Origin of the sequence: Cryobacterium sp. M25 (assembly GCF_002929635.1) — a bacterium.
In the GTDB taxonomy this organism is placed as follows: Bacteria; Actinomycetota; Actinomycetes; order Actinomycetales; family Microbacteriaceae; genus Cryobacterium; species Cryobacterium sandaracinum.
The window spans coordinates 206,782-226,720 of sequence record NZ_PJJU01000057.1; the positions used below are offsets into that span (position 1 = coordinate 206,782).

General features: G+C 68.5%; 16 protein-coding genes. 7 read left to right on the forward strand and 9 right to left on the reverse strand.

The window, feature by feature from the left end; translation table 11 throughout:
- Positions 1-76 precede the first annotated feature (76 nt).
- Entirely contained in the window at positions 77-952 is an 876-nt protein-coding gene (locus CXY81_RS14075) for an acyl-CoA thioesterase II (RefSeq protein ID WP_233194181.1), read from the reverse strand.
- Positions 953-1,030: 78 nt separating this feature from the next.
- On the opposite strand from CXY81_RS14075, the gene CXY81_RS14080 reads away from it, so the two are divergent.
- Positions 1,031-1,708, forward strand: a complete 678-nt coding sequence (locus CXY81_RS14080) for a hypothetical protein (RefSeq protein WP_104195203.1) — start codon at positions 1,031-1,033, stop codon at positions 1,706-1,708.
- Between the two features lie 85 nt (positions 1,709-1,793).
- On the opposite strand, the gene CXY81_RS14085 is transcribed toward CXY81_RS14080, so the two are convergent.
- Positions 1,794-2,873: a nitronate monooxygenase family protein gene (locus tag CXY81_RS14085; RefSeq protein ID WP_104195204.1), complete on the reverse strand. Its 1,080-nt coding sequence runs from the start codon at positions 2,871-2,873 to the stop codon at positions 1,794-1,796.
- Positions 2,874-2,943: 70 nt separating this feature from the next.
- A complete protein-coding gene (locus CXY81_RS14090) occupies positions 2,944-4,509 on the reverse strand; it encodes a PucR family transcriptional regulator (protein WP_104195205.1) in 1,566 nt (521 codons plus the stop codon).
- A gap of 144 nt (positions 4,510-4,653) precedes the next feature.
- Between CXY81_RS14090 and gabT the strand changes: the two genes are divergently transcribed.
- The 3 genes from gabT to CXY81_RS14105 all read left to right on the forward strand — a co-directional run bounded on the left by gabT (position 4,654) and on the right by CXY81_RS14105 (position 9,061).
- On the forward strand, positions 4,654-6,015 hold the full coding sequence (gabT, locus tag CXY81_RS14095) for a 4-aminobutyrate--2-oxoglutarate transaminase (protein ID WP_104170271.1): 1,362 nt from the start codon (positions 4,654-4,656) through the stop codon (positions 6,013-6,015).
- Between the two features lie 164 nt (positions 6,016-6,179).
- The gene (locus tag CXY81_RS14100) at positions 6,180-7,643 is read left to right on the forward strand and encodes an NAD-dependent succinate-semialdehyde dehydrogenase (RefSeq protein WP_104103314.1); all 1,464 of its coding nucleotides are present in this window, start codon (positions 6,180-6,182) and stop codon (positions 7,641-7,643) included.
- A 59-nt stretch (positions 7,644-7,702) separates the two neighbouring features.
- Positions 7,703-9,061 (forward strand): NAD(P)/FAD-dependent oxidoreductase, encoded by a 1,359-nt coding sequence (locus CXY81_RS14105; protein ID WP_304481854.1) that lies wholly within the window; start codon positions 7,703-7,705, stop codon positions 9,059-9,061.
- A 127-nt stretch (positions 9,062-9,188) separates the two neighbouring features.
- Here the strand turns inward: CXY81_RS14105 and CXY81_RS14110 are convergent, their stop codons facing one another.
- The 4 genes from CXY81_RS14110 to CXY81_RS16745 form a co-directional block, all read right to left on the reverse strand.
- Positions 9,189-9,647 carry a globin gene (locus CXY81_RS14110; RefSeq protein WP_369828393.1) on the reverse strand — a complete coding sequence of 153 codons (459 nt, stop codon included), beginning with the start codon at positions 9,645-9,647 and terminating at the stop codon, positions 9,189-9,191.
- The gene (locus CXY81_RS14115; protein WP_104195207.1) at positions 9,637-10,881 is read right to left on the reverse strand and encodes a mechanosensitive ion channel family protein; all 1,245 of its coding nucleotides are present in this window, start codon (positions 10,879-10,881) and stop codon (positions 9,637-9,639) included. The genes CXY81_RS14110 and CXY81_RS14115 overlap by 11 nt, the downstream gene beginning before the upstream one ends.
- A gap of 284 nt (positions 10,882-11,165) precedes the next feature.
- Positions 11,166-13,709, reverse strand: coding sequence for an aminopeptidase N (gene pepN / locus CXY81_RS14120; RefSeq protein WP_104195259.1), 2,544 nt, complete (start codon positions 13,707-13,709; stop codon positions 11,166-11,168).
- 551 nt (positions 13,710-14,260) lie between these two features.
- Positions 14,261-14,656: a hypothetical protein gene (locus tag CXY81_RS16745; RefSeq protein WP_199183067.1), complete on the reverse strand. Its 396-nt coding sequence runs from the start codon at positions 14,654-14,656 to the stop codon at positions 14,261-14,263.
- Here CXY81_RS16745 and CXY81_RS16750 point away from each other — a divergent pair.
- Positions 14,613-15,071, forward strand: a complete 459-nt coding sequence (locus CXY81_RS16750) for a GNAT family N-acetyltransferase (RefSeq protein ID WP_199183068.1) — start codon at positions 14,613-14,615, stop codon at positions 15,069-15,071. The genes CXY81_RS16745 and CXY81_RS16750 overlap by 44 nt on opposite strands.
- 331 nt (positions 15,072-15,402) lie before the next feature.
- Here CXY81_RS16750 and CXY81_RS14130 read toward each other — a convergent pair whose 3' ends face one another.
- Both CXY81_RS14130 and CXY81_RS14135 read right to left on the reverse strand, forming a co-directional pair.
- Positions 15,403-16,905, reverse strand: coding sequence for an SDR family NAD(P)-dependent oxidoreductase (locus CXY81_RS14130; RefSeq protein WP_104195208.1), 1,503 nt, complete (start codon positions 16,903-16,905; stop codon positions 15,403-15,405).
- Between the two features lie 121 nt (positions 16,906-17,026).
- The gene (locus CXY81_RS14135; protein WP_233194182.1) at positions 17,027-18,613 is read right to left on the reverse strand and encodes an MFS transporter; all 1,587 of its coding nucleotides are present in this window, start codon (positions 18,611-18,613) and stop codon (positions 17,027-17,029) included.
- A 186-nt stretch (positions 18,614-18,799) separates the two neighbouring features.
- On the opposite strand from CXY81_RS14135, the gene CXY81_RS14140 reads away from it, so the two are divergent.
- Positions 18,800-19,426, forward strand: a complete 627-nt coding sequence (locus CXY81_RS14140; RefSeq protein WP_104195209.1) for a disulfide bond formation protein DsbA — start codon at positions 18,800-18,802, stop codon at positions 19,424-19,426.
- Positions 19,427-19,449: 23 nt separating this feature from the next.
- A complete protein-coding gene (locus CXY81_RS14145) occupies positions 19,450-19,938 on the forward strand; it encodes a ribose-5-phosphate isomerase (protein ID WP_104195210.1) in 489 nt (162 codons plus the stop codon).
- The last annotated feature ends 1 nt before the right edge of the window (position 19,939 follow it).

A 19,939-nucleotide genomic window follows, 5' to 3' on the forward strand; every position in this document is an offset into this window, starting at 1 on the left:
GACACGTTCAGACACGTTCAGACACGTTCTGACACGTTCGGAGATGCTCAGAGACGCTCAGAGCATGTGAAAGAGGCTACTCTGCGTTCGTGGGCACGCGCAGCATGCCCTCCTGCGCGACCGTGGCGAGAAGCAGGCCCGCCCGGCTGTAGATGCTGCCGGTGGAGAGTCCGCGTCCACCCTGGGCGGTCGGGGAATCCTGTACGTAGAGCATCCACTCGTCGACCCGGCCGAAGCGGTGGAACCACATGGCGTGGTCCAGGCTCGCAACCTTGAGCCCGGGTGTGGCCCAGGCCACGCCGTGGCGGCGCATGACAGGCTCCATGATCGAGTAGTCGCTGGCGTATGCCAGCGCGGCGCGGTGCAGGTCAGGGTCGTCGGGCAACGGACCCATGGTCTTCATCCACACGGCCTGGCGAGAGGTGTGCTCGCCGTCCACCTTGAGGTAGATCGGCGACGGCAGGTGCCGCATGTCGAACGGACGCTCGTTCGCCCAGTAGCGGGCGATGGAGTGGTCGACCTGGGCCAGGGCATCCGCCGCCGTCGGCAAGGACTCCGGGTCGGGCATATCGGTCGGCATCTCGATCTGGTGCTCGAGGCCTTCATCATCGTCCTGGAACGAGGCGATCATCGACAGGATCGGGTGCCCGTCCTGATAGGCCTGCGTGCGGCGGGTGGAGAAGGAGCGGCCGTCGTGGATGCGATCGACGGAGAAGGTGATCGGCTGGCCCACGTCGCCGGGGCGGAGGAAATAGCCGTGCATCGAGTGCACATGGCGGTCGTCGGGAACCGTGCGCATCGCGGCAACCAGTGACTGGGCGAGCACCTGCCCGCCGAAAACGCGGCCGAGCGGCATCCACTGCGACGGCCCGGTGAAGATGTCCTCGCTGGTGCGGGCGCCCGTGTCGGTGAGGTCCAGGGCGGTTAGAAGGCCCTCCATCGGCAAGTCCATGTGGCCTCCTCAGGCGCGTGGCGGAGCAGACGCGCGCGCCGGTGTGACGCGCGCCGTACCTTGGTAGTTTAGGAGCAGATGAGTAAATCATTTTCTCTCCCAGAGTCCCTGTCCCTTCGCGACCTCCAGGTCTACCTCTCCCGCGCTAGCCGGGTGGAGGACGGTTCCGTGCGCCTCATTCAGGCCGCGGGGGTGCTCGCTGTCTACACCGCGATCCTCTACCCGCGCGGTCTCCTCGACTCCAGCCCGACCGTGCTGGGCCTGCGCACCTTCGCGCTCACCGCACCGGTCGAGCTCGACGCGGTCGTTCCCGTGCGCTCCCTGCTGGACCGCCTCGCCCGCCTCACCGCGGCCGTGCTGGAGGACGAGGCGACAGTGACCGTAACCGTGCCGCTGGAAGTGACCACCGTGACCTGGGCCGGTATCTCGCCGCCCCAGGGCGGCTGGACCCTGCTCGGTGAAACGGATGCCGCCCTGCTCGACGGTGCGGCGCAGGCAGGCATTGAGGAAGTCGCCGCCGTCATCCCGGCGGGGACCGGCGGGCAGATCGTGCAGCGGGTGCGCTCCGAAGTCTGGAGCCGCCCGATCTCCGGCCTGGAAATCGTGCCGGCCGGCGCCGCCTTCGCGGCCGTCAGCCTCGGCTTCCTTCCGAAAAACGAGCCCGTGCGCCTGTTCGAGACGGGCCTGTGGACCCGGCTGAGCACGAGCCGCGGCCACATCCTCGTGCGTCGCAAGCCCTGGTCGCTGAGCCGCTGACTATTCGCAAGGTGTTCGCACCGTGCCCCGAACGAATTCGACGGAGATTTTGGCCGGATCGGCGTTAACATGACCGAAAATCGGCTCAAACATCAAAATCTCCGTCGAATTGGTTCGACACCGGTCGCTGACTCGGCGACACGCGGGCGTCCTGCCACAGCCGGCTGAGCACGTCGGCCGCCGGTTCTGCGCGGGCAGAGCGGAAGCCGGTGCCCGCCCAGAGGGCGAGCCCGTCGGCGTCGCCGCGTCGACCCGCATCCGCCCTGAGGCCACTGGTGAGATGGTTCACCTGAGGATAAGCCCGGGGCGCGGTGGCGTCGTGCTCGATGATGAACGCGTTGCGCAGCCCCCGTGCCGGACGCCCGGAGAACGCGCGCGTGACCACGGTGCGATCAAAGTTCGGGTCGACGAGCGCGTCCTTGTGCGCCTGCTGGGCGCCGGACTCCGCGGTGCGGAGGAACGCCGTGCCCAGTTGCACGGCGTCTGCGCCGGCTGCCAGGAGCGTCGCGATCCCGGCACCGGAGTGGATGCCCCCGGCCGCGATGAGCGGCAGAACCGCCAGGTCCGAAATGGCGCGGACCAGTTCGATCAGGGGAGTGGTTTCCGGTTCTTCGGCCGTCGTGAAGGTCGCCCGGTGTCCGCCTGCTTCCGGGCCCTGCACGCAGAGCACATCGACTCCGCGTTCCTCCGCGAGAACCGCCTCCCGAACCGAGGTGACCGTGGCGATCACGCACGCGTCGACGGCGTGCAAACCGTCCACGGCCTCGGCCGGCGGCAACCCGAAGGTGAACGACACCACGGGGACTCGGTGCCCGATGAGAAGGGCCACCTTGGCGGAGAACCAGTCATCGTCCGCGGCCAGTGTCGGGGGCAATTCCACGCCGTGTTCCAGCGCGGTCGCTGTCAGGCTCCGGCGGTAGGCATCGACTCCGGCCTGGTCGGTCAGTGGCGGCCCGGGAACGAACACGTTCACGCCGTACGGCGGCCGCGAGCCCTGGTGCACGTCGGCGATCTGTCGGGCCAGCGCATCCGGGGTCTTGTACCCGGCGGCCAGGAACCCGAGGCCGCCCCCCGCGCTGAGGCTGCGCACCAGGGCTGGGGTGGACGCGCCACCGGCCATGGGTGCCGCGATGATCGGAATGCGAAGGTCCTTCAGGCTGAACATTGTCTCTTTCCGGTGTGTGGGTGCTTACGTCACAGTGTGCGAGCCGCCTCGTGCGTGCGGTGTTTCCGGCCTATCCCGCCGACGCCAGCAGCGCCGCCCAGAGGTCGGCGCGGGCGTGGAAGGCGCCGAGGTCCCGCCCGAGCAACTGCTCGGCGTGGCTGATCCGGCCGCGCACGGTGTGTCGGTGCACGCCGAGCTCCGTCGCGGCCGGGCCGAACTGGCCGTTGCGCTCGAGCCACACCCGCAGGGTGGGGAGCAGCGCCGTGCCGTGGGCGGCATCGTGGTCGGAGAGCGGCCGGAGGGTGGCGCGGCCGACCTCCGAGGCATCCGTTCGGGCTAGGAACGCGAGCACGCCCTGCCGTGAGATCACCTCGAATTCGACGATGCCCGCCGCGCCTTCGTGGGCGCGCTCGAGCGCCTGTCGGGCCTGGGCCGCCGCGTGCGGCAGGGCACGGTAGGCGCTCCGGTCGGAGACGCCCACGTGCAGCCCGAGGCCCACCAGCTCGGCGAGCACCGGATCGGCGGCGACATCGAGGACGAGCAGCACCTGGCCGCCGTCGCGGGCGAAGAACAGGTGCCCGGGGCGTTCCTCGACCCGCAGTTCGAGCAGCTCGGCCAGAGCGTCCAAGCGTTCGGGCGGCGGGGAGACGACGGCGACCCGCACCGGCTCGGCCGGGAGGGCACCCCAGAGCTCCCGGGAGATGCTCTGCACCAGCGGCAGGTCGCCGCCGAGCAGCGCCTGCAGCAGCCCGGACCGCAGGTGGCCGCGGGCGCGACCCTGGGCGCTGTTCTGCTCGAGCGCGAGCCCGGCGAGGGCGATGACGCTGGTCACCACCTGCTGGCTGGCCTGGTCGAGCAGGGTGCCGCCGCCGAGGGCCAGCACCCCGCGCAGCTGGCCCTGCCGCCCCAGGGTCTGCAGGGTCAAAGTCTCGCCGCCCTCGTCGAGGGTGGTGCCGGCCCGCTGCCCGCGGCGGAGCAGCCGGCCGGCCTCCGCCTGTACCCGCGGCAGGGCGGGGGAGGAGGCGGAACCGGAGAACGCGTCGCGGGGAAAGACCCGGTCGAGCGCGCCGCTCGCGTCGAAGAGCGCGACCCAGTGGCCCAGCTGCCGGGACAGCTCGCTAAGAATGTTGCTCAGGCCGTCGGGTCGGAGGGCCGCGTGCGAGATGGCCCGCTGGGCGTCCAGCGCCCAGGTGTTGCGGGCGTAGCGCAACTCGGCGACCAGGTCGCCGGCCGCGCGGGCCACCGCGATGAACGGAGTGTCATAGGGCACCTCGATCAGGGGCAGCCCCTCGGCAAGGCAGGCCGCAACGAGGGCCTCCGGCGTGCCGGCGCGCACGACCTCCGTGCCGAAGCCGAGACAGGCGATGCCGCGGGCCGTGAGCCGGCGCACGTAGTCGCGGTAGTAGGCATCCGTCATCGGGTCGGCGAACTGGGTGCCGGTGGTGAGGAGCACCTGGCTGGCGGAGAGAAACGGCGTCGGGTCGGCCAGGTCGGAGCCGTGCACCCACTCCACGGGCTGGTCGAGCGCGTGTGCCGGCAGCTGCGGCTCGGCCGTGAGCAGGTGCAGCTGGAGGCCAGGCTGGGCCAGCAGGCGGCGCACGGTGGGCAGAAGCGGCGGGGCCAGGTTCGGAGCCATGCGACGAGTGTACAACGTGGCGAAAGTTCACCCGCGCGTTGTACACGGTGCCGGATGTTGCGGGTGGCCGCCCTGCGTAGCCTTCTGGAATCGGTATCGTCGCCGGCCCCGCGCCGATGCAACAGCCAGCGAACTGGAGCAGCAATGACCCTCGTAGACGCCCTTTCTGTGATCCCGGTCGGCGGACCGTCCCTTCCCCAGGAACGCCGCCTCGTCACCGCCATCCCCGGCCCGAAGTCCCAAGAGCTCGGACGTCGCAAGATCGAGGCCGTCTCCGCCGGGGTGGGTGTGACCCTGCCTGCCTATATCGTCGCGGCCGGCGGCGGTGTGCTTGTCGACGTCGACGGCAACTTCCTGATCGACCTCGGCAGCGGCATCGCCGTGACCGGCATCGGCAACAGCGCCCCCGAGGTCGTGGCCGCCGTGGCCGCCCAGCTGGCCCAGTTCACGCACACGTGCTTCACCGTGACGCCCTACGACTCGTACATCGAGGTAGCCGAGACGCTCAACCGGCTCACCCCGGGCGACCACGCCAAGCGCAGCGCCCTGTTCAACTCCGGCGCCGAGGCCGTGGAGAACGCCGTCAAGATCGCCCGACACTACACCGGCAAGCAGGCCGTCGTCGCCTTCGACCACGCTTACCACGGCCGCACCACCCTGACCATGGGCCTCACCGCGAAGAACCAGCCGTACAAGAACGGCTTCGGCCCCTTCGCCGCGGAGATCTACCGGGCACCCACGTCGTACCCCTACCGCGACGCCGGACTCGACGGGGTCGGGGCCGCCCGGCGCGCCATTTCCCAGATCGAGAAGCAGGTCGGCGCCGACAACCTGGCCGCCCTGATCATCGAGCCGATCCAGGGTGAGGGCGGCTTCATCGTGCCCGCACCCGGCTTCCTTCCCACCCTGGTGGACTGGTGCCGCGCGAACGAGGTCGTCTTCATCGCCGACGAGGTGCAGACCGGATTTGCCCGCACCGGCGACCTCTTCGCCAGCAACCACGAGGGCATCGTGCCCGACCTGATGGTGATGGCCAAGGGCATCGCCGGCGGCCTGCCGCTCTCCGCCGTCACCGGCCGCGCCGAGATCATGGACGCGCCGCAGGTCGGCGGCATCGGCGGCACCTACGGCGGCAACCCGCTCGCCTGCGCCGCGGCCCTGGCCACCATGCGCAGCTATGAGACCGAGAACCTGGCCCAGCGCGCCCGTGAAATCGGCGCCATCCTGACCGGGCGGCTGAACGCCATCCGTGCCGTCGACAAGCGTGTGGGCGATGTGCGCGGCCGCGGCGCCATGATCGCCATCGAACTGGTCGACCCGGTGACCGGAGACCCGGATGCCGCCCTCACCGGCCGCGTCGTGGCCGCCGCTCACGCCTTGGGCGTCGTGCTGCTCACTTGTGGCACCTACGGCAACGTGATCCGCTTCCTGCCGCCTCTGAGCATCTCCGACGACCTCCTCGTCGAGGGCCTGCAGGTGCTGGCGAACGTGCTCGCCGCCGCATGAGCCCTGGCTCCGCGGTCTCCTGCCCGAACCCGACGGGGGTACAGGGCGATCAGTCATACTGGGGGAACGCCGCGGGGAGGGTGGCGGAAACGCCCTTTCTTCACGGCCTCCACCCCTGATCAAAACCTCATTCGCATCTCCCGTATCGCATCGGAAAGAGACTCATCGTGTCCACTCGTGAAACCGAACTGCTCGCCCGCGTCCCGGACGGCCTCTACATCAACGGCACCTGGCAGCAGGGCGGCGGTAAGGCCATCGAGGTCACCGACCCGGCGACCGGTGCTGTGCTCAAACGGATCGCGAACGCGGATGCCGCCGACGGTATCCGTGCCCTCGATGCGGCCGTCGAGGCGGCCGAGTCGTGGGCGGCTACCGCGCCGCGTACGCGGGCCGAGATCCTGCGCCGGGCCTTCGACCTGCTGCAGGAGCGCCGCGATGACTTTGCGCTGCTGATGACCATGGAGATGGGCAAACCTCTCGCCGAGGCCAATGGAGAGGTCACCTACGGCGGCGAGTTCCTGCGCTGGTTCAGCGAGGAGGCCGTGCGCATCAGCGGTCGCTTCGGGCTGAACCCGGAGGGAACCGGCACGATGGTTGTCTCTCAGTATCCGGTCGGACCGTGCCTGCTGATCACTCCGTGGAACTTCCCGCTGGCCATGGCCACCCGCAAGATCGCCCCCGCGCTCGCCGCCGGCTGCACGGTCGTCGTGAAGCCCGCCGAGCTGACCCCGCTGACCACCCTCTTCTTCGTGCAGCTGCTCGAAGACGCCGGGGTACCGGCCGGCGTCGTCAACGTGATCACCACGTCGACCTCTTCCGCCGTTGCCGGGCCGATCATCGCCGACCCCAGGCTGCGGAAACTCAGCTTCACCGGGTCGACCCCCGTGGGCCGCAAGCTCATTCAGCAGGCGGCTCAGGGTGTGCTGCGCACCTCGATGGAGCTCGGCGGCAACGCCCCGTTCGTCGTCTTCGAAGACGCCGACCTGGACAAGGCCGTCGAGGGCGCGATGCTCGCCAAGTTCCGCAACATCGGGCAGGCCTGCACCGCGGCCAACCGTTTCATCGTGCACGAGTCCGTCGCCGCCGAGTTCGCCCGCCGCCTGACCGAGCGAGTCGGCGCGCTGAAGATCGGCCGCGGCACCGAAGCCGGCGTCACCATCGGCCCGCTCGTCAGCGAGGCTGCCGTCGCCGGCACCGACGCCCTCGTGCAGGACGCGCTGGCCCACGGCGCCACCCTGCTCGCCGGCGGCAAGCGACCCGAAGGCGCCGGCTCCTTCTACGAGCCCACCGTGCTGACGGACGTGGCCCCGGCCAGCGCCCTCCTGACCGAGGAGATCTTCGGCCCGGTCGTCGGCATCGTCACCTTCGCCGACGAGGCCGAGGGCGTGCGCCTGGCCAACTCCACCGAGTATGGCTTGATCAGCTACGTGTACACCCAGGACCTCGCCCGCGGGCAGCGGATGATCGCCAAGCTTGAAACTGGAATGATGGGTCTGAACACGGGCCTGGTCTCCAACGCGGCGGCACCGTTCGGCGGTGTCAAGCAATCCGGTCTGGGCCGCGAAGGCGGGCTCGAGGGCATCCAGGAGTACCTGTCCACCAAGTACACCCTCATCCCGGTCTCCTGACCGGCGACGTACCCGTTTTTCACCTGCTTCCCCACCACCAGAACGCAATGGAGCACTCCTTGAGCATCATCGAACGTGACATCGTCATTATCGGCGCCGGGGCATCCGGCCTGACCGCCGCGACCGAGCTGCGGAAGGCCGGCCTCACCGTGGCCGTGCTCGAAGCGCGCGACCGCGTCGGCGGCCGCCTCCACACCGACGACATCAACGGTGCCATGCTTGAGATCGGCGGCCAGTGGGTTTCGCCCGATCAGGACGCACTCAAGGAGACCATCGCCGAGCTGGGCCTCGAGACCTTCGCGCGGTACCGCGAGGGCGAAAGCGTCTACATCAACGCCGCGGGGGAGCGAACCCGGTTCGAGGGCGAGATCTTCCCGGTCTCGGCCGACACCGAGCGCGAGATGGTGGCCCTGATCGCCACTCTCGACGAGCTCGTGGACCAGATGGACCCCGACCGTCCCTGGGCACATCCGCGTGCGGTGGAGCTCGACCAGATCTCCTTTCGGCGCTGGCTGGAGCAGGAGACCGACGACCAGGAGGCCCGCGACAACATTAGCCTCTTCATCGCCGGGGCCATGCTGACCAAGCCGGCGCACGCTTTTTCCACGCTGCAGGCCCTCCTGATGGCGGCCAGCGCCGGCAGTTTCAGCAACCTCGTCGACGCCGACTTCATCCTCGACGAACGGGTCGTGGGCGGGCTGCAGCGGGTGCCGATCCTGCTGGCCGAGAACCTCGGTGACGACGTCTTCCTCGGGCAGCCCGCCCGCACAGTGCGCTGGGGCGACGCTGGCGTGAGTGTGCTCACCGACGACCTCGAGGTGCGTGCGCGTCGCGTGATCGTTGCCGTTCCTCCCGTGCTCTACACCCGGATCTCCTTCGATCCGCCGCTGCCGCGCCGCCAGCAGATGATGCACCAGCACCTCTCGATGGGCTTCGTGATCAAGGTGCACGCGGTCTACGAGACCCCGTTCTGGCGGGAGGACGGCCTCTCCGGCACGGCCTTCAGCCCCTACGAGCTCTCCCACGAGGCCTACGACAACACCAATTTCAACGACCCGCGCGGCACTCTGGTCGGCTTCGTCTCCGACGAGGCCGCCGACGGCGTGTTCACCGTCTCGGCGGAGGAGCGCAAGCAGCGCATCCTCACCTCGCTCTCGCACTACTTCGGCGAGAAGGCACTGACCCCCGTCGTCTACTACGAGAGCGACTGGGGCACGGAAGAGTGGACCCGCGGCGCCTACGCGGCGAGCTTCGACCTGGGCGGGCTGGCTCGCTTCGGCGCGGACCTGCGCACACCGGTCGGTCCGATCCTGTTCTCCTGCAGCGACCTCGCCGGAAAGGGCTACCAACACGTCGACGGCGCGATTCGGATGGGACGCGCAACGGCCGCGGAGATCGTCGCCGAGCTCGACTCGTAAAGCAGGCGCGGCGGCATCCGTCGGTCGGCCTGGTTCGGTCGGCCTGTGTCTCGCGGCGCAGATTGCAGAAGCGGGCGCGTAGAACGTGCGCCTGCGTCCCAAGGGCGCGCCGAGAGCGGGTGCGCTGCTACTCGTCGAAGGTGTTGAGCATCGCGAAGGCCGCGCGCTCGAGGTAGTCCCAGAGCTGATCGCGCTGCAGCGGTGGCAGAGCGGCCTTGTCGACGGCGGCGCGCATGTGGTTCAGCCAGCGGTCGCGGGAATCCGGGTTCACCTTGAAGGGCTGGTGCCGTTGGCGCAGCCGCGGGTGGCCGCGCTGCTCGCTGTAGGTGGTCGGGCCACCCCAGAACTGCTCGAGGAACATGGTCAGACGCTCGGCGGCCGGGCCCAGGTCGTCCTCGGGGTACATCGGCTTCAGTACCGGGTCGGTGGCGACGCCGCGATAGAACTCGTTCACCAGATTCTCGAAGAACGGCCTACCGCCGACCTGCTCGTAGAACGTGGGGCCGATCGCGGTGCCGTTCTCGCCCTCGCGCAGGTGGACCGCACCGGGCGTGGCAGGAGTGGGGGCGTCGGCGTCATTCATCATCGTGAGTCTCCGGATCCGGTGCCGTGTGAGTGGGTGCCTCGGTCTTGGGTGTCGGGGCCTTGGGTGCCTCGGTCTTCGGTGTCGGGGCCGTGGGCACAGCCGGGTCTGTACCGGAAACATCCGCTGACGCTGCGCGCGGGTGTGCCTCTTGGGGCAGCGCGGTTGCGGCGTTCTTGGGTCGGCGGGGTGCACGGGGAGCCTTTTTCTTCCGCACCGGGATCGGGGCGGTGAACGGGCCGGTGGTGAGGTCCGGCATGGCCGCGGCTGCTTCCGCGGCGGCGTCGGGCGTTCCCTCGGAGCCGGGGTCGGAGCCGGCGGCGACCGCGCCATCCGTGCCGGCCATGACCACGCTGTTGAGCGGAGTCAGACCGATGCCGAGCCCGTCCAGCGCCTTCTTCAGGTGCAGGCGCAGGTCGCGGGCGAAGTCCCACTTCGCCGCCACCCGGGTCTTGACGACGAGGCGCACGACGAGGGCCTCGGCGGAGATCGACTCGAGTCCCCAGATCTCCGGCTTCTCCAATATCACCGACCGCCACTTGCGGCTGGAGGCGAGCGCCTTCGCGACGCGCAGCAACTCGTTCTGCACCGCCTCGACATCGGACGAGTAGGGGATGGCGAGGTCGATGATCACGCGCGCCCAGCCCTGGGACATGTTGCCGACGCGCAGGATCTCACCGTTGCGCACGAACCACAGGGTGCCGTCGATGTCGCGCACCTGGGTGACACGGATGCCGACGGTCTCCACGACCCCGGAAGCGAAGCCCACGTCGACGATGTCGCCCACGCCGATCTGGTCCTCCACGACCATGAACAGCCCGTTCAGGATATCCTTGACGATGTTCTGCGCGCCGAAACCGAGACCGGCGCCGAGCGCGGCCGTCAGCAGGGCGAAAGAGCCCAGGATTTCATTGTTGATGATGTTGACGATCAACAGGATCGTCACGATCAACAGGGTCACGTTGATGATATTCGAGAGCACCGAACCGAGGGTGCGGGTGCGCTGCACGACGCGCACGGCGGCTAGCGGCGAAACGCTCAGCGCCTGCGTGTCCTCCACGTTCTGGGTCTTCTTGACCCCCGTGACGATCTGTTGCACGACGCGGTCGATCACGAAGCGCAACACCCACCGGATGACCAGCGCGGCCACAATGATGACGACGATATTGATGACCCTGAGCCACAGGTCGATTTTGAAAAATTGAATCAGTTCAAGCCAGATTGCGTCAAAGTCCATAACGATCCGAGTCTACAGAGCCGCGTCCTGTCCAAGTCCTGAGTCCGCGGCTCCGCACCCAGCCGCACCCTGTTGACCCCTGCCACCCGCCCGAACGAATTCGACGGAGATTTCCGCCCAGGTGACGAGCTGAACCGGTTTTGTGCGGCTCGGGGAGCAGAATCTCCGTCAAATTTGTTAGGGGCGAGGGCGAGGGCGAGGGTGGGAGCGGGGGTGGGGACGGGGGCGAGGGCGGATGCGGCGTGGGGCACGAACGGCGCGGGCGGGCGGATGCCTCGGCGCGGCTACTCCGCGTCGCGCGCCTGGGCGGCGAGGGCGCGTTCGACCCCGGCCAGGTTCTCGATCACCAGGCGACGCAGCGCGAGCGGCTCCGGGTTGGCGTCGAGCCACGTTCGCGTCGCGGTGACGAGCGCCCGGTCAGCCAGCGGCGCCGGGTACAGTCCGAGCACCAGCTTTTCCGCGATGGAGAAGCTGCGGGCGGCCCAAACCGGCTGCAACATGGCGAAGTACTGCTCGACGAACGGCTCCAGCAACGTGGTGTCGTTGGCCCGCAGGAAACCGGCTGCCGTGACCCGCACGATGGTGTTCGGCGCGGTGTCCACGTCGATCAGAGACGACCAGGCGGCCTGCTTGCCCTCCAGGGTGGGGATGGCGGCGCGGGCCTGCGCGGCCGACTGGGCGCCGGTCGCGGTGTTGTCCGCGGCCAGTGCTGCGTCGATCTCGACCGCGCCGGCCTTGCCTCCGGCCACGAGGGCGATGAGCAGCTCCCAGGAGAGGTCGGTGTCGATCTCGAGGCCGTCGAGCGGCGCCGTGCCACCCCGCAGCGCGGCAACGGATGCCAGCTGGCTGTCCGTGGTCGCGATGGCGGCGAAGAACTTCACGAACTGGAACTGCTCGTCGCTGCCGGCGTCGGCGTGACGGGCGAGGGACCAGAGCGCGTCCCCGACCTCCTTGACTGTACTCGTGCGGAATTCCTCGGCGACGTAGTACGAGGCGGCGAGCACAACCTGGCCGAGCACGGTGCGCAGCGTGGTGGACTCGGATTCCGTCGCGACGTTGCCGAGCACAAGCGTGATGAAGTCGCGCGCCGAGGTCTCGGCGTCGCGGGTGGCGTCCCAGACCGCGCCCCAGATGATGGCGCGGGCGAGGGGGCTCTCGATCGCGGAGAGGTTCTCGAGGGCCACCTCCTGCGATGCCGGGTCGAGGCGGATCTTGGCGTAGGCCAGGTCATCGTCATTGAGCAGAACGAGGTCGGGTTGTTGGCGGCCGAGCAGTGACGGGACATCCGTCTGCTCGCCGTCGACGTCGATCTCGATCCGGTGAGTGCGCACCAGGGCGCCGTCCACCAGGTCGTAAAAGCCGATGGCGAGGCGGTGCGGGCGGATGGTGGGGTAGTCGGCCGCGGCGGTCTGCAGCACCGTGAAGCCGGTGATGGCGCCGGACTTGTCCACGGCGATCTCGGGACGCAGCGTGTTCACGCCCGCGGTCTCGAGCCACAGCTTCGTCCACTCGTTGAGATCGCGGCCACTGGAGGCTTCGAGCAGGGCCATCAGGTCGGTCAGCTCGGTGTTGCCCCACTGGTGCTTCTGGAAGTACGCGGCGACGCCGGTGAAGAATTCGTCGCGGCCGACCCAGGCCACGAGCTGCTTGAGCACGGAGCCGCCCTTGGCGTAGGTGATGCCATCGAAGTTGACCTGCACGTCTTCGAGGTCGTTGATCGTGGCGGTGATCGGGTGGGTGGAGGGCAGCTGGTCCTGCTTGTAGGCCCAGCTCTTCTCCATCACGGCGAAGGTGGTCCACGCTTCGGTCCACTCGGTGGCCTCGGCGGTTGCCATGGTCGACGCCCACTCGGCGAACGACTCGTTCAGCCACAGGTCGTTCCACCACTTCATGGTGACGAGGTCGCCGAACCACATGTGCGCCAGTTCGTGGAGCACGGTGACGACGCGGCGTTCCTTGATGGCGTCGGTGACCTTGGACCGGAACACGTACGTCTCCGTGAAGGTGACCGCGCCGGCGTTCTCCATGGCGCCCGCGTTGAATTCCGGCACGAACATCTGGTCGTACTTGTCGAACGGGTACGGGTAGTTGAACTTGCCCTCGAAGTATGCGAAGCCCTGGCGGGTCTTCTCGAACAGGTAATCCGCGTCGAGGAACTCGAACAGGCTTTTACGGCAGAAGAGCCCGAGCGGGATGACGCGGGCGTCGCTGGAGGTCAGCTCGCTGCGCACGACTGCGTAAGGGCCGGCGACGAGGGCAGTGATGTAGCTGGAGATGGTGTGGGTGGGGGCGAATGCCCAGGTCTTGTGGCCGCTGCCGGCATCCGTCGGCTCGGGCGTGACGGAGTTGGAGATGACTTCCCAGGCGCCGGGGGCGGTGACGGTGAAGGCGAACGTGGCCTTGAGGTCGGGCTGCTCGAACACGGCGAAGACGCGGCGGGAGTCGGGCACCTCGAACTGGCTGTACAGGTAGACCTCGTTGTCGACCGGGTCGACGAAGCGGTGCAGGCCCTCGCCGGTGTTCGTGTACTCGGCGTCGGCGACGACGGTGAGCGTGTTCTCGGCGGCTAGGCCGTCGAGCTGAATCCGGATGCCGTCACTGACGACTGAGGGGTCGAGCGCGGCGCCGTTCAGCGTCACCGAGTGCACGGTGCGGGTGATCGCGTCGATGAAGGTGGACGCGCCGGGCGTCGCGGTGAAGTGCACCGTGGTCTCGCTGCCGAACGTTTCCGGTCCGGTCGTGAGGTCGAGGGTGACCTCGTAGCTCTGAACGGTGATGAGCGCGGCGCGCTCCTGGGCTTCGATCCTGGTGAGGTTCTCTCCGGGCAACGGTTTCTCCATCTCGGTTTCGCGGTCTGCACGCGCGCCGACGTTTGTGGCGCAGCGCACCGACAATCAGCCTAGCCAAGGAATATGGTGTCTGCACGAGGGTAAGCACCGACCCGCGGGCCGCGACGGACGACCGGTACCGTGAGTTTGCTGACGTGGGAGCGCGCGGCATGAGCGCCTGCTACGAGGCGTGGGCACAAAGTGTCGGATGACCCGGCGACCTCCGCTCCGATCGACCGGCTCTCGGCACCGAAACGGCTTCGTGCTCGCGCCCGATGCCGAACCCCTCGCAGTCACCCGGCCGCACAGGCGGGCGCTGCACTGGCGGCGAGCAGGCACCGTCGCCCCGGCAGGTGAGCGGAGGCGTCGCCCGGCCGTGCGCGTGCGCTCACCCGTCATCCGGTGTTTGGCGTCCCGCGTCCGGCCTCCCGCGTACGGTGTCGGGCGTGGAATCAATTCGACGGAGATTCTGCGGAAAAGGGCCGATTAAGGCCTCCGTGGAGCCGTTTCGGGCAAGATCTCCGTCGAATTCGTGCTGGGCGGCTCTAGGGTTAGCCACGATGACAACCCGTGACGCGCTCCGTGACGCCTACGACGCACAGCTTCGGCTCTGGGTTCCGAACGACCGGCCCACGGGCATCCGTTACGAACTGTCGGGCCCGGTTCTGCGGATCTTGGGACGGCACCAGGGGCTCGTCGAGACCGCTCGCGACGTGGGTGCGACCGGCGCGGCGCTCGACGCCCTGATCGCGGAGCACCGCGACTTCTTCACTGCCCGCGGCGAGGCCTTCGAGTGGAAGACCCGCGGCCACGACCTGCCAGCCGATCTGCCGGACCGCCTGCTCGCGGCCGGCTTCGTGGCCGAGGAGCTGGAGACGGTCGTCGTCGCCGAGACCGAACGCCGTGCCGGTGCTGCCGGTCGGCGTTACGATCAGGCAGGTCGACACCCGGGCCGACTTCGAGCGCATCGCCGCGCTGCAGTCGCAGGTCTGGGACGAGGACTACGCCTGGCTGGCCGACCAGCTGGAGGCCGGTGTGCGTGATGCCCCGGGCGACGTGCTCGTGTTCGTCGCCGAGGCAGGCGGCGTGCGCGGCGGCGAGCTCGTCTCCTCGTGCCGGCTCGAGTTCACCCGCGGCACTGATTTCGCGGGACTCTGGGGTGGGTCGACCCTGGCCGCCTGGCGGGGCCGCGGCATCTACCGGGCGCTGGTGGCATACCGCGCGCGGCTCGCGCACCAACGCGGTGTGCGCTACTTGCAAGTGGATGCCTCCGACGACAGCAAACCGATCCTGCTGCGGCTGGGCTTTCAGGCCATCACGACGACGACCTCCTGGGTCTGGACCCCGCCGGCTCCTGACTGAGGTGCGGTTCGGCGGGGCGCGATCCCGGTGCCGGCGCCCAGCAGCATCCGCTCGCCGCACCAAAATGGCCCGCACCATGTCGCCCGCCCGAACCAATTCGACGGAGATTCTGCCGAAACCAGGCCGCAACCGGCCGCCTGGGTGCGCAAACCTCAAAATCTCCGTCGAATTGGTGAGGGGCCTGCTGGCTGTCCAGCGCGCCGACTTGACTCGCCGACTCGACCCGCCGACTCGCAGGCCGACCCCGCCGACTCGACCCGCCGACTCGCAGGCCGACCCCGCCGACTCGACCCGCCGACTCGCAAGCCGACCCCGCCGACGACCGCCCCGGCTACCAGGCGCCGGGCTTGTAGTCCTTGAGGAAGACGCCGCAGAGGTCCTCGCCGCCCTCGCCGCGCACAATCGGGTCGTAGACCCTCGCCGCGCCGTCGACCAGGTCGAGTGGGGCGTGGAAGCCCTCCTCGGCGAGGCGGATCTTGGTGGGGTGCGGCCGCTCGTCGGTGATCCAGCCGGTGTCGACGCTGGTCATCAGGATGCCGTGGGACAGCATTTCCTTCGCGCTCGTGCGGGTGAGCATGTTCAGCGCGGCTTTGGCCATGTTCGTGTGCGGGTGACCGGGCCCCTTGTAGCCGCGGCCGAACACGCCCTCCATTGCCGACACGTTCACGATGTAGGTGCGGCGGGCGTCGGATGCCGCGAGCGAGCCACGCAGACGGCTCACCAGCAGGAACGGGGCCGTGGTGTTGCACAGCTGCACCTCCAGCATCTCCAGCGGGTCGACGTCTTCCACGTTCGCGGTCCAGCTGTTTCGGGAGTGCAGGTCGGGCATGAGCCCGCCGGCGTCGATCGCGGTGCCGGCGGCGAGACGCACGAGAGACGAGGAGCCCGGCGCGAGCGCCAGGGCGGTCAGGTCGTCTGCCGTGAGTGCGCCACTCGCTCCGGCTGCTGCGGCCAGGATCGGGTGGCTGGTGACGGATGCCGCGAGCGCGGTCGGGTGCGCGTCACTGATGTGCCCGAACGTGACGATCTCCGGGATGACGCCCTCCGGCAGCGGCGACTGCTCGGCCTCGACCAGCATCGAGTAGGAGCCGGGGGAGCGGCGCACGGTCTGGGCGGCGTTGTTGATCAGGATGTCCAGCGACCCGGCCGCGGCGACGGAGTCGGCCAGGCCGATCACCTGGGCCGGGTCGCGCAGGTCGATCCCGACGATGCGGAGACGGTGCAGCCAGTCGGCCGAGTCCGGCATGGCGCTGAAGCGGCGCACCGCGTCGCGCGGGAACCGGGTGGTGATGGTGGTGTGGGCGCCGTCGCGCAGCAGGCGCAGGGCGATGTACATGCCGATCTTGGCGCGGCCGCCCGTGAGCAGGGCGCGCTTGCCGGTCAGGTCGGTGCGGGCATCCCGCTTCTCATGGCTCATCGCCGCGCAGGCAGGGCAGAGCTGGTGGTAGAAGGCGTCGACGAGGGTGTACTTCTGCTTGCAGATGTAGCAGGCCCGCGGCACGAGCAACTCGCCGGCCGACGCCCGGTCGGTGCCCAGGCGCAGCTGGGCGCCGATGGTCTCGTCGTCGATGCGGGTGGCGGCGCCGGTCGCGGTCGCGGCGATGACCTCCCGGTCGGCATCCGCGATCGCCTGCCGCTTCTCGCCGCGTCGCACCATCTTGACGGACTTGAACATCTTGGCGGTGGCCTGCCGCACGGTGACGAAATCGGGGTCTTCGGGGTCGATCTCGCTGAGCGAGGCGAGCACGCGCAGGGCGATCGCCATCTCGGCAGGGTCGATGCTCAGGGTGGACACGGCCCCGGGAGCGGGCTCGGTCGGAGGCGTCGTGGTCATCGGACAATTCTACGATGGCCCCCGCGATGGCCCGGTGCACACAGCACACAGACCGGTGGCCCGGCGCGCCGAGACCAGGGTCTCCGCACGCCGGGCCACCAGTCGATGCAGCAGGGTGTCGCTAGACCTTCAGCGGCTCCGGCTCGGTTTCCGGCTCCGTCGCGAGCGATGAGAGATCCATCGACGAGGTCGGCGGCTCATAGGTCTCGTCGAACGGCATCTCGTCGGTGTCCAGGGCAGGGTTGTCATCCTGCGTGGCTACCAGTTCGCGGGCCTCGAAGACCGAGTCCACGCTGGGCATCGAGCCGATCAGCGGACGCCCGGCAGACTCGCGCAGGAAGAAGATCGCGATTCCACCGATGACGGATGTCCCCATCAGATAGTACGCCGGCATCATGTCATTCTCGGTCGTGGCGATCAGCGCCGCGATGATGAAAGGCGTCGTGCCACCGAAGATGGCCACCGAGAAGTTGTACGCGATGCCCATGGCACCGTAACGGCTTTCGGTCGGGAACAGCGCCGGCAGGGCCGAGGCGAGGTTGGAGACGTAGAACGTGACGGGCAGGGCGATCAGAGCCAGGCCGAGCAGCGTCGTCCAGATCTCGCCGACGCCGATCAGCATGAAGGCGGGGATGGAGAGCACTACGGCGCTGAGCGAACCCATCCAGAGCACGGGACGACGACCGATCTTGTCGGACAGGCGGCCGGCCAGGGGGATGCAGAGCGCCATGATAACGAGGATCGGGATGGTGAGCAGTGTCCCGTGCAGCTCGTCGTAGCCCTTGGTGGCGGTGAGGTAGGTCGGCATGTATGAGGTGAGCGCGTAGCCGAGCGTGTTGGCCGCGGCGACAAGGATCATCGCGACGATGATGCCGCGCCAGTGGTTCTTGAAAATACTGACCGGGCTGTTGGACGGGGCGGACTCGTCGGAGAACGACGGGTCGGTCGCGGCCAGTTCCTTCGCGTCCAGGGTGGCCTGGAAGGTGGGGGATTCCTCGATCTTCAGACGGAACCAGATGGCGATCAGGCCGAGCGGTCCGGCGATCAGGAATGGGATGCGCCAGCCCCAGTCTTCCATGACGGGCTGCCCGAGGGTGACCTGCAGGATGGACACGAGCGCGGCGCCGATGGCGAAGCCGAGGTAGCTGCCCATATCGAGCAGGCTGGCGAAGAAGCCGCGGTGCTTGTCGGGCGAGTGCTCGCTCACGAAGGTGGTCGCACCGGCGTACTCACCGCCGGTGGAGAAGCCCTGCACGAGTTTGGTGAAGACCAGCAGCGCGGCGGCGAGCATGCCCACCTGGGCGTAGCCGGGCAGCAGGCCCACGCTGAAAGTGGATGCCGCCATCAGGATCAGGGTCATCGACAGCACCTTCTGGCGGCCGATCTTGTCCCCGAGCCAGCCGAAGAACACACCACCCAGCGGGCGGGCGATGAACGTCGCGGCGAAGGTGCCGAGCAGGAACAGGGTCTGCACGGTCGGGTCGGACTCGGGCAGGAACACCGGACCCATGGTCGTGATGAGGTAGCCGAACACGCCGACGTCGTACCATTCCATCGTGTTTCCCACGATGGTTCCGCCGAGGGCTTTCTTTAGCCTTGACTGATCGACCACGTTCACGTGTGACACCTTTAAGCGGCGCTGCAGGAGCGGATTCTTGGTCTTCACCGCCGTGCCGTCGGCACCGGAAAGTGAGCTGGTTCTGGGCATTGGAACTTCTCTCGTAGAGATCATGTTGCTGCGAAAAAAAGGGGCCCGCTTTCGGGCATAACGAATAATTTTAGTCGGAAATGGGCAACAACCAGACATTTTGCCGAGGATACCCTCTCTGGACAGGGGTTTACGTTCGGTCTCCGTCGGCGCTTTCCCAGCCGGGAGACACTTAGGCTGGGCCCCATGGCTGACTCTGTGAAGTTCTGGTTCGACCCCTCCTGCCCCTGGGCCTGGATGACCTCCCGCTGGGTGGAGGAGGTCTCCGCCCTGCGCGGTTTCGACGTCGAGTGGAAGGTGATGAGCCTCGCCGTCCTGAACGAGGACCAGGACGTGTCCGAGGAGTACCGCGCGTTCTTCCCCCGGGCTCTCAAGTACACCCGCCTGGTTGCTGCCGCACAGGAACTGCACGGCCAGAAAACGGTCAAGGCGCTCTACGATGCCCTGGGCGCCCGCATCCACCTCGGTGGCAGCACAAACCCCGACGAGGTCATTCCCGCCGCGCTCGCCGAGGTGGGCCTGCCGGCATCGTTCGCGGAGTGGGCCGACAGCGACCACTACGACGTGCAGATGCGCGCCAGCCACTTCGACGGCATGGAGCGGGTGGGCCAGGATGTCGGCACCCCCGTCATCGCCGTGAACGACGTGGCCTTCTTCGGCCCGGTCATCTCGCCCGCGCCGAGCGGAGATGCGGCGCTCAAGCTTTGGGACGGTGTGGTGGCCGTTGCCGGGTACGACGGTTTCTTCGAGCTGAAGCGCTCCCGCACCCGTGAGCCGATCTTCGCCGCGGCTGCGACGGTACCGGCCGAGTAAGCCGAGTAAATATAATCGGTTGCATGCGCATCCACATCGCCACTGACCACGCCGGCCTCGACTTCAGCCACCAGCTGTTCACGCACCTCACCCTGGCCGGTCACGAAGTCGTGGACCACGGGCCGGAGGTCTACGACGCCCTCGACGACTACCCCGGTTTCTGCATCCGGGCGGCCGAGGCCGTCGTCGCCGACCTGTCCGTCGGCGTCGACGCGCTCGGCGTCGTCTTCGGCGGCTCGGGCAACGGCGAGCAGATGGCCGCGAACAAGGTGAAGGGCGTGCGCGCCGCGCTGGTCTGGAGCCTCAGTACCGCCAGGCTCGCCCGCGAGCACAACGACGCGAACGTCATCTCCATCGGTGCCAGGCAGCACAGCATCGAGGACGCCATCGACTTCATCGACGCCTTTATCTCGGAGCCGTTCCCCGGCGACGAACGCCACTGCCGCCGCATCCTGCAGCTGGCGGAGTACGAGGTGCACTGCACCATCAACGGCACGCGTCTCGCCGACTAGC

What these genes read in the sequence shown, in the direction of transcription:
- CXY81_RS14115 (WP_104195207.1), bottom strand. Translation starts at nt 10,881, where the DNA reads ATGGACTTTGACGCAATCTGGCTTGAACTGATTCAATTTTTCAAAATC.
- gabT (WP_104170271.1), top strand. Translation starts at nt 4,654, where the DNA reads ATGACCCTCGTAGACGCCCTTTCTGTGATCCCGGTCGGCGGACCGTCC.
- CXY81_RS14130 (WP_104195208.1), bottom strand. Translation starts at nt 16,905, where the DNA reads ATGACCACGACGCCTCCGACCGAGCCCGCTCCCGGGGCCGTGTCCACC.
- CXY81_RS14135 (WP_233194182.1), bottom strand. Translation starts at nt 18,613, where the DNA reads ATGCCCAGAACCAGCTCACTTTCCGGTGCCGACGGCACGGCGGTGAAG.
- CXY81_RS14140 (WP_104195209.1), top strand. Translation starts at nt 18,800, where the DNA reads ATGGCTGACTCTGTGAAGTTCTGGTTCGACCCCTCCTGCCCCTGGGCC.
- CXY81_RS14145 (WP_104195210.1), top strand. Translation starts at nt 19,450, where the DNA reads ATGCGCATCCACATCGCCACTGACCACGCCGGCCTCGACTTCAGCCAC.
- CXY81_RS14075 (WP_233194181.1), bottom strand. Translation starts at nt 952, where the DNA reads ATGGACTTGCCGATGGAGGGCCTTCTAACCGCCCTGGACCTCACCGAC.
- CXY81_RS14080 (WP_104195203.1), top strand. Translation starts at nt 1,031, where the DNA reads ATGAGTAAATCATTTTCTCTCCCAGAGTCCCTGTCCCTTCGCGACCTC.
- CXY81_RS14110 (WP_369828393.1), bottom strand. Translation starts at nt 9,647, where the DNA reads ATGATGAATGACGCCGACGCCCCCACTCCTGCCACGCCCGGTGCGGTC.
- CXY81_RS14090 (WP_104195205.1), bottom strand. Translation starts at nt 4,509, where the DNA reads ATGGCTCCGAACCTGGCCCCGCCGCTTCTGCCCACCGTGCGCCGCCTG.
- CXY81_RS14085 (WP_104195204.1), bottom strand. Translation starts at nt 2,873, where the DNA reads ATGTTCAGCCTGAAGGACCTTCGCATTCCGATCATCGCGGCACCCATG.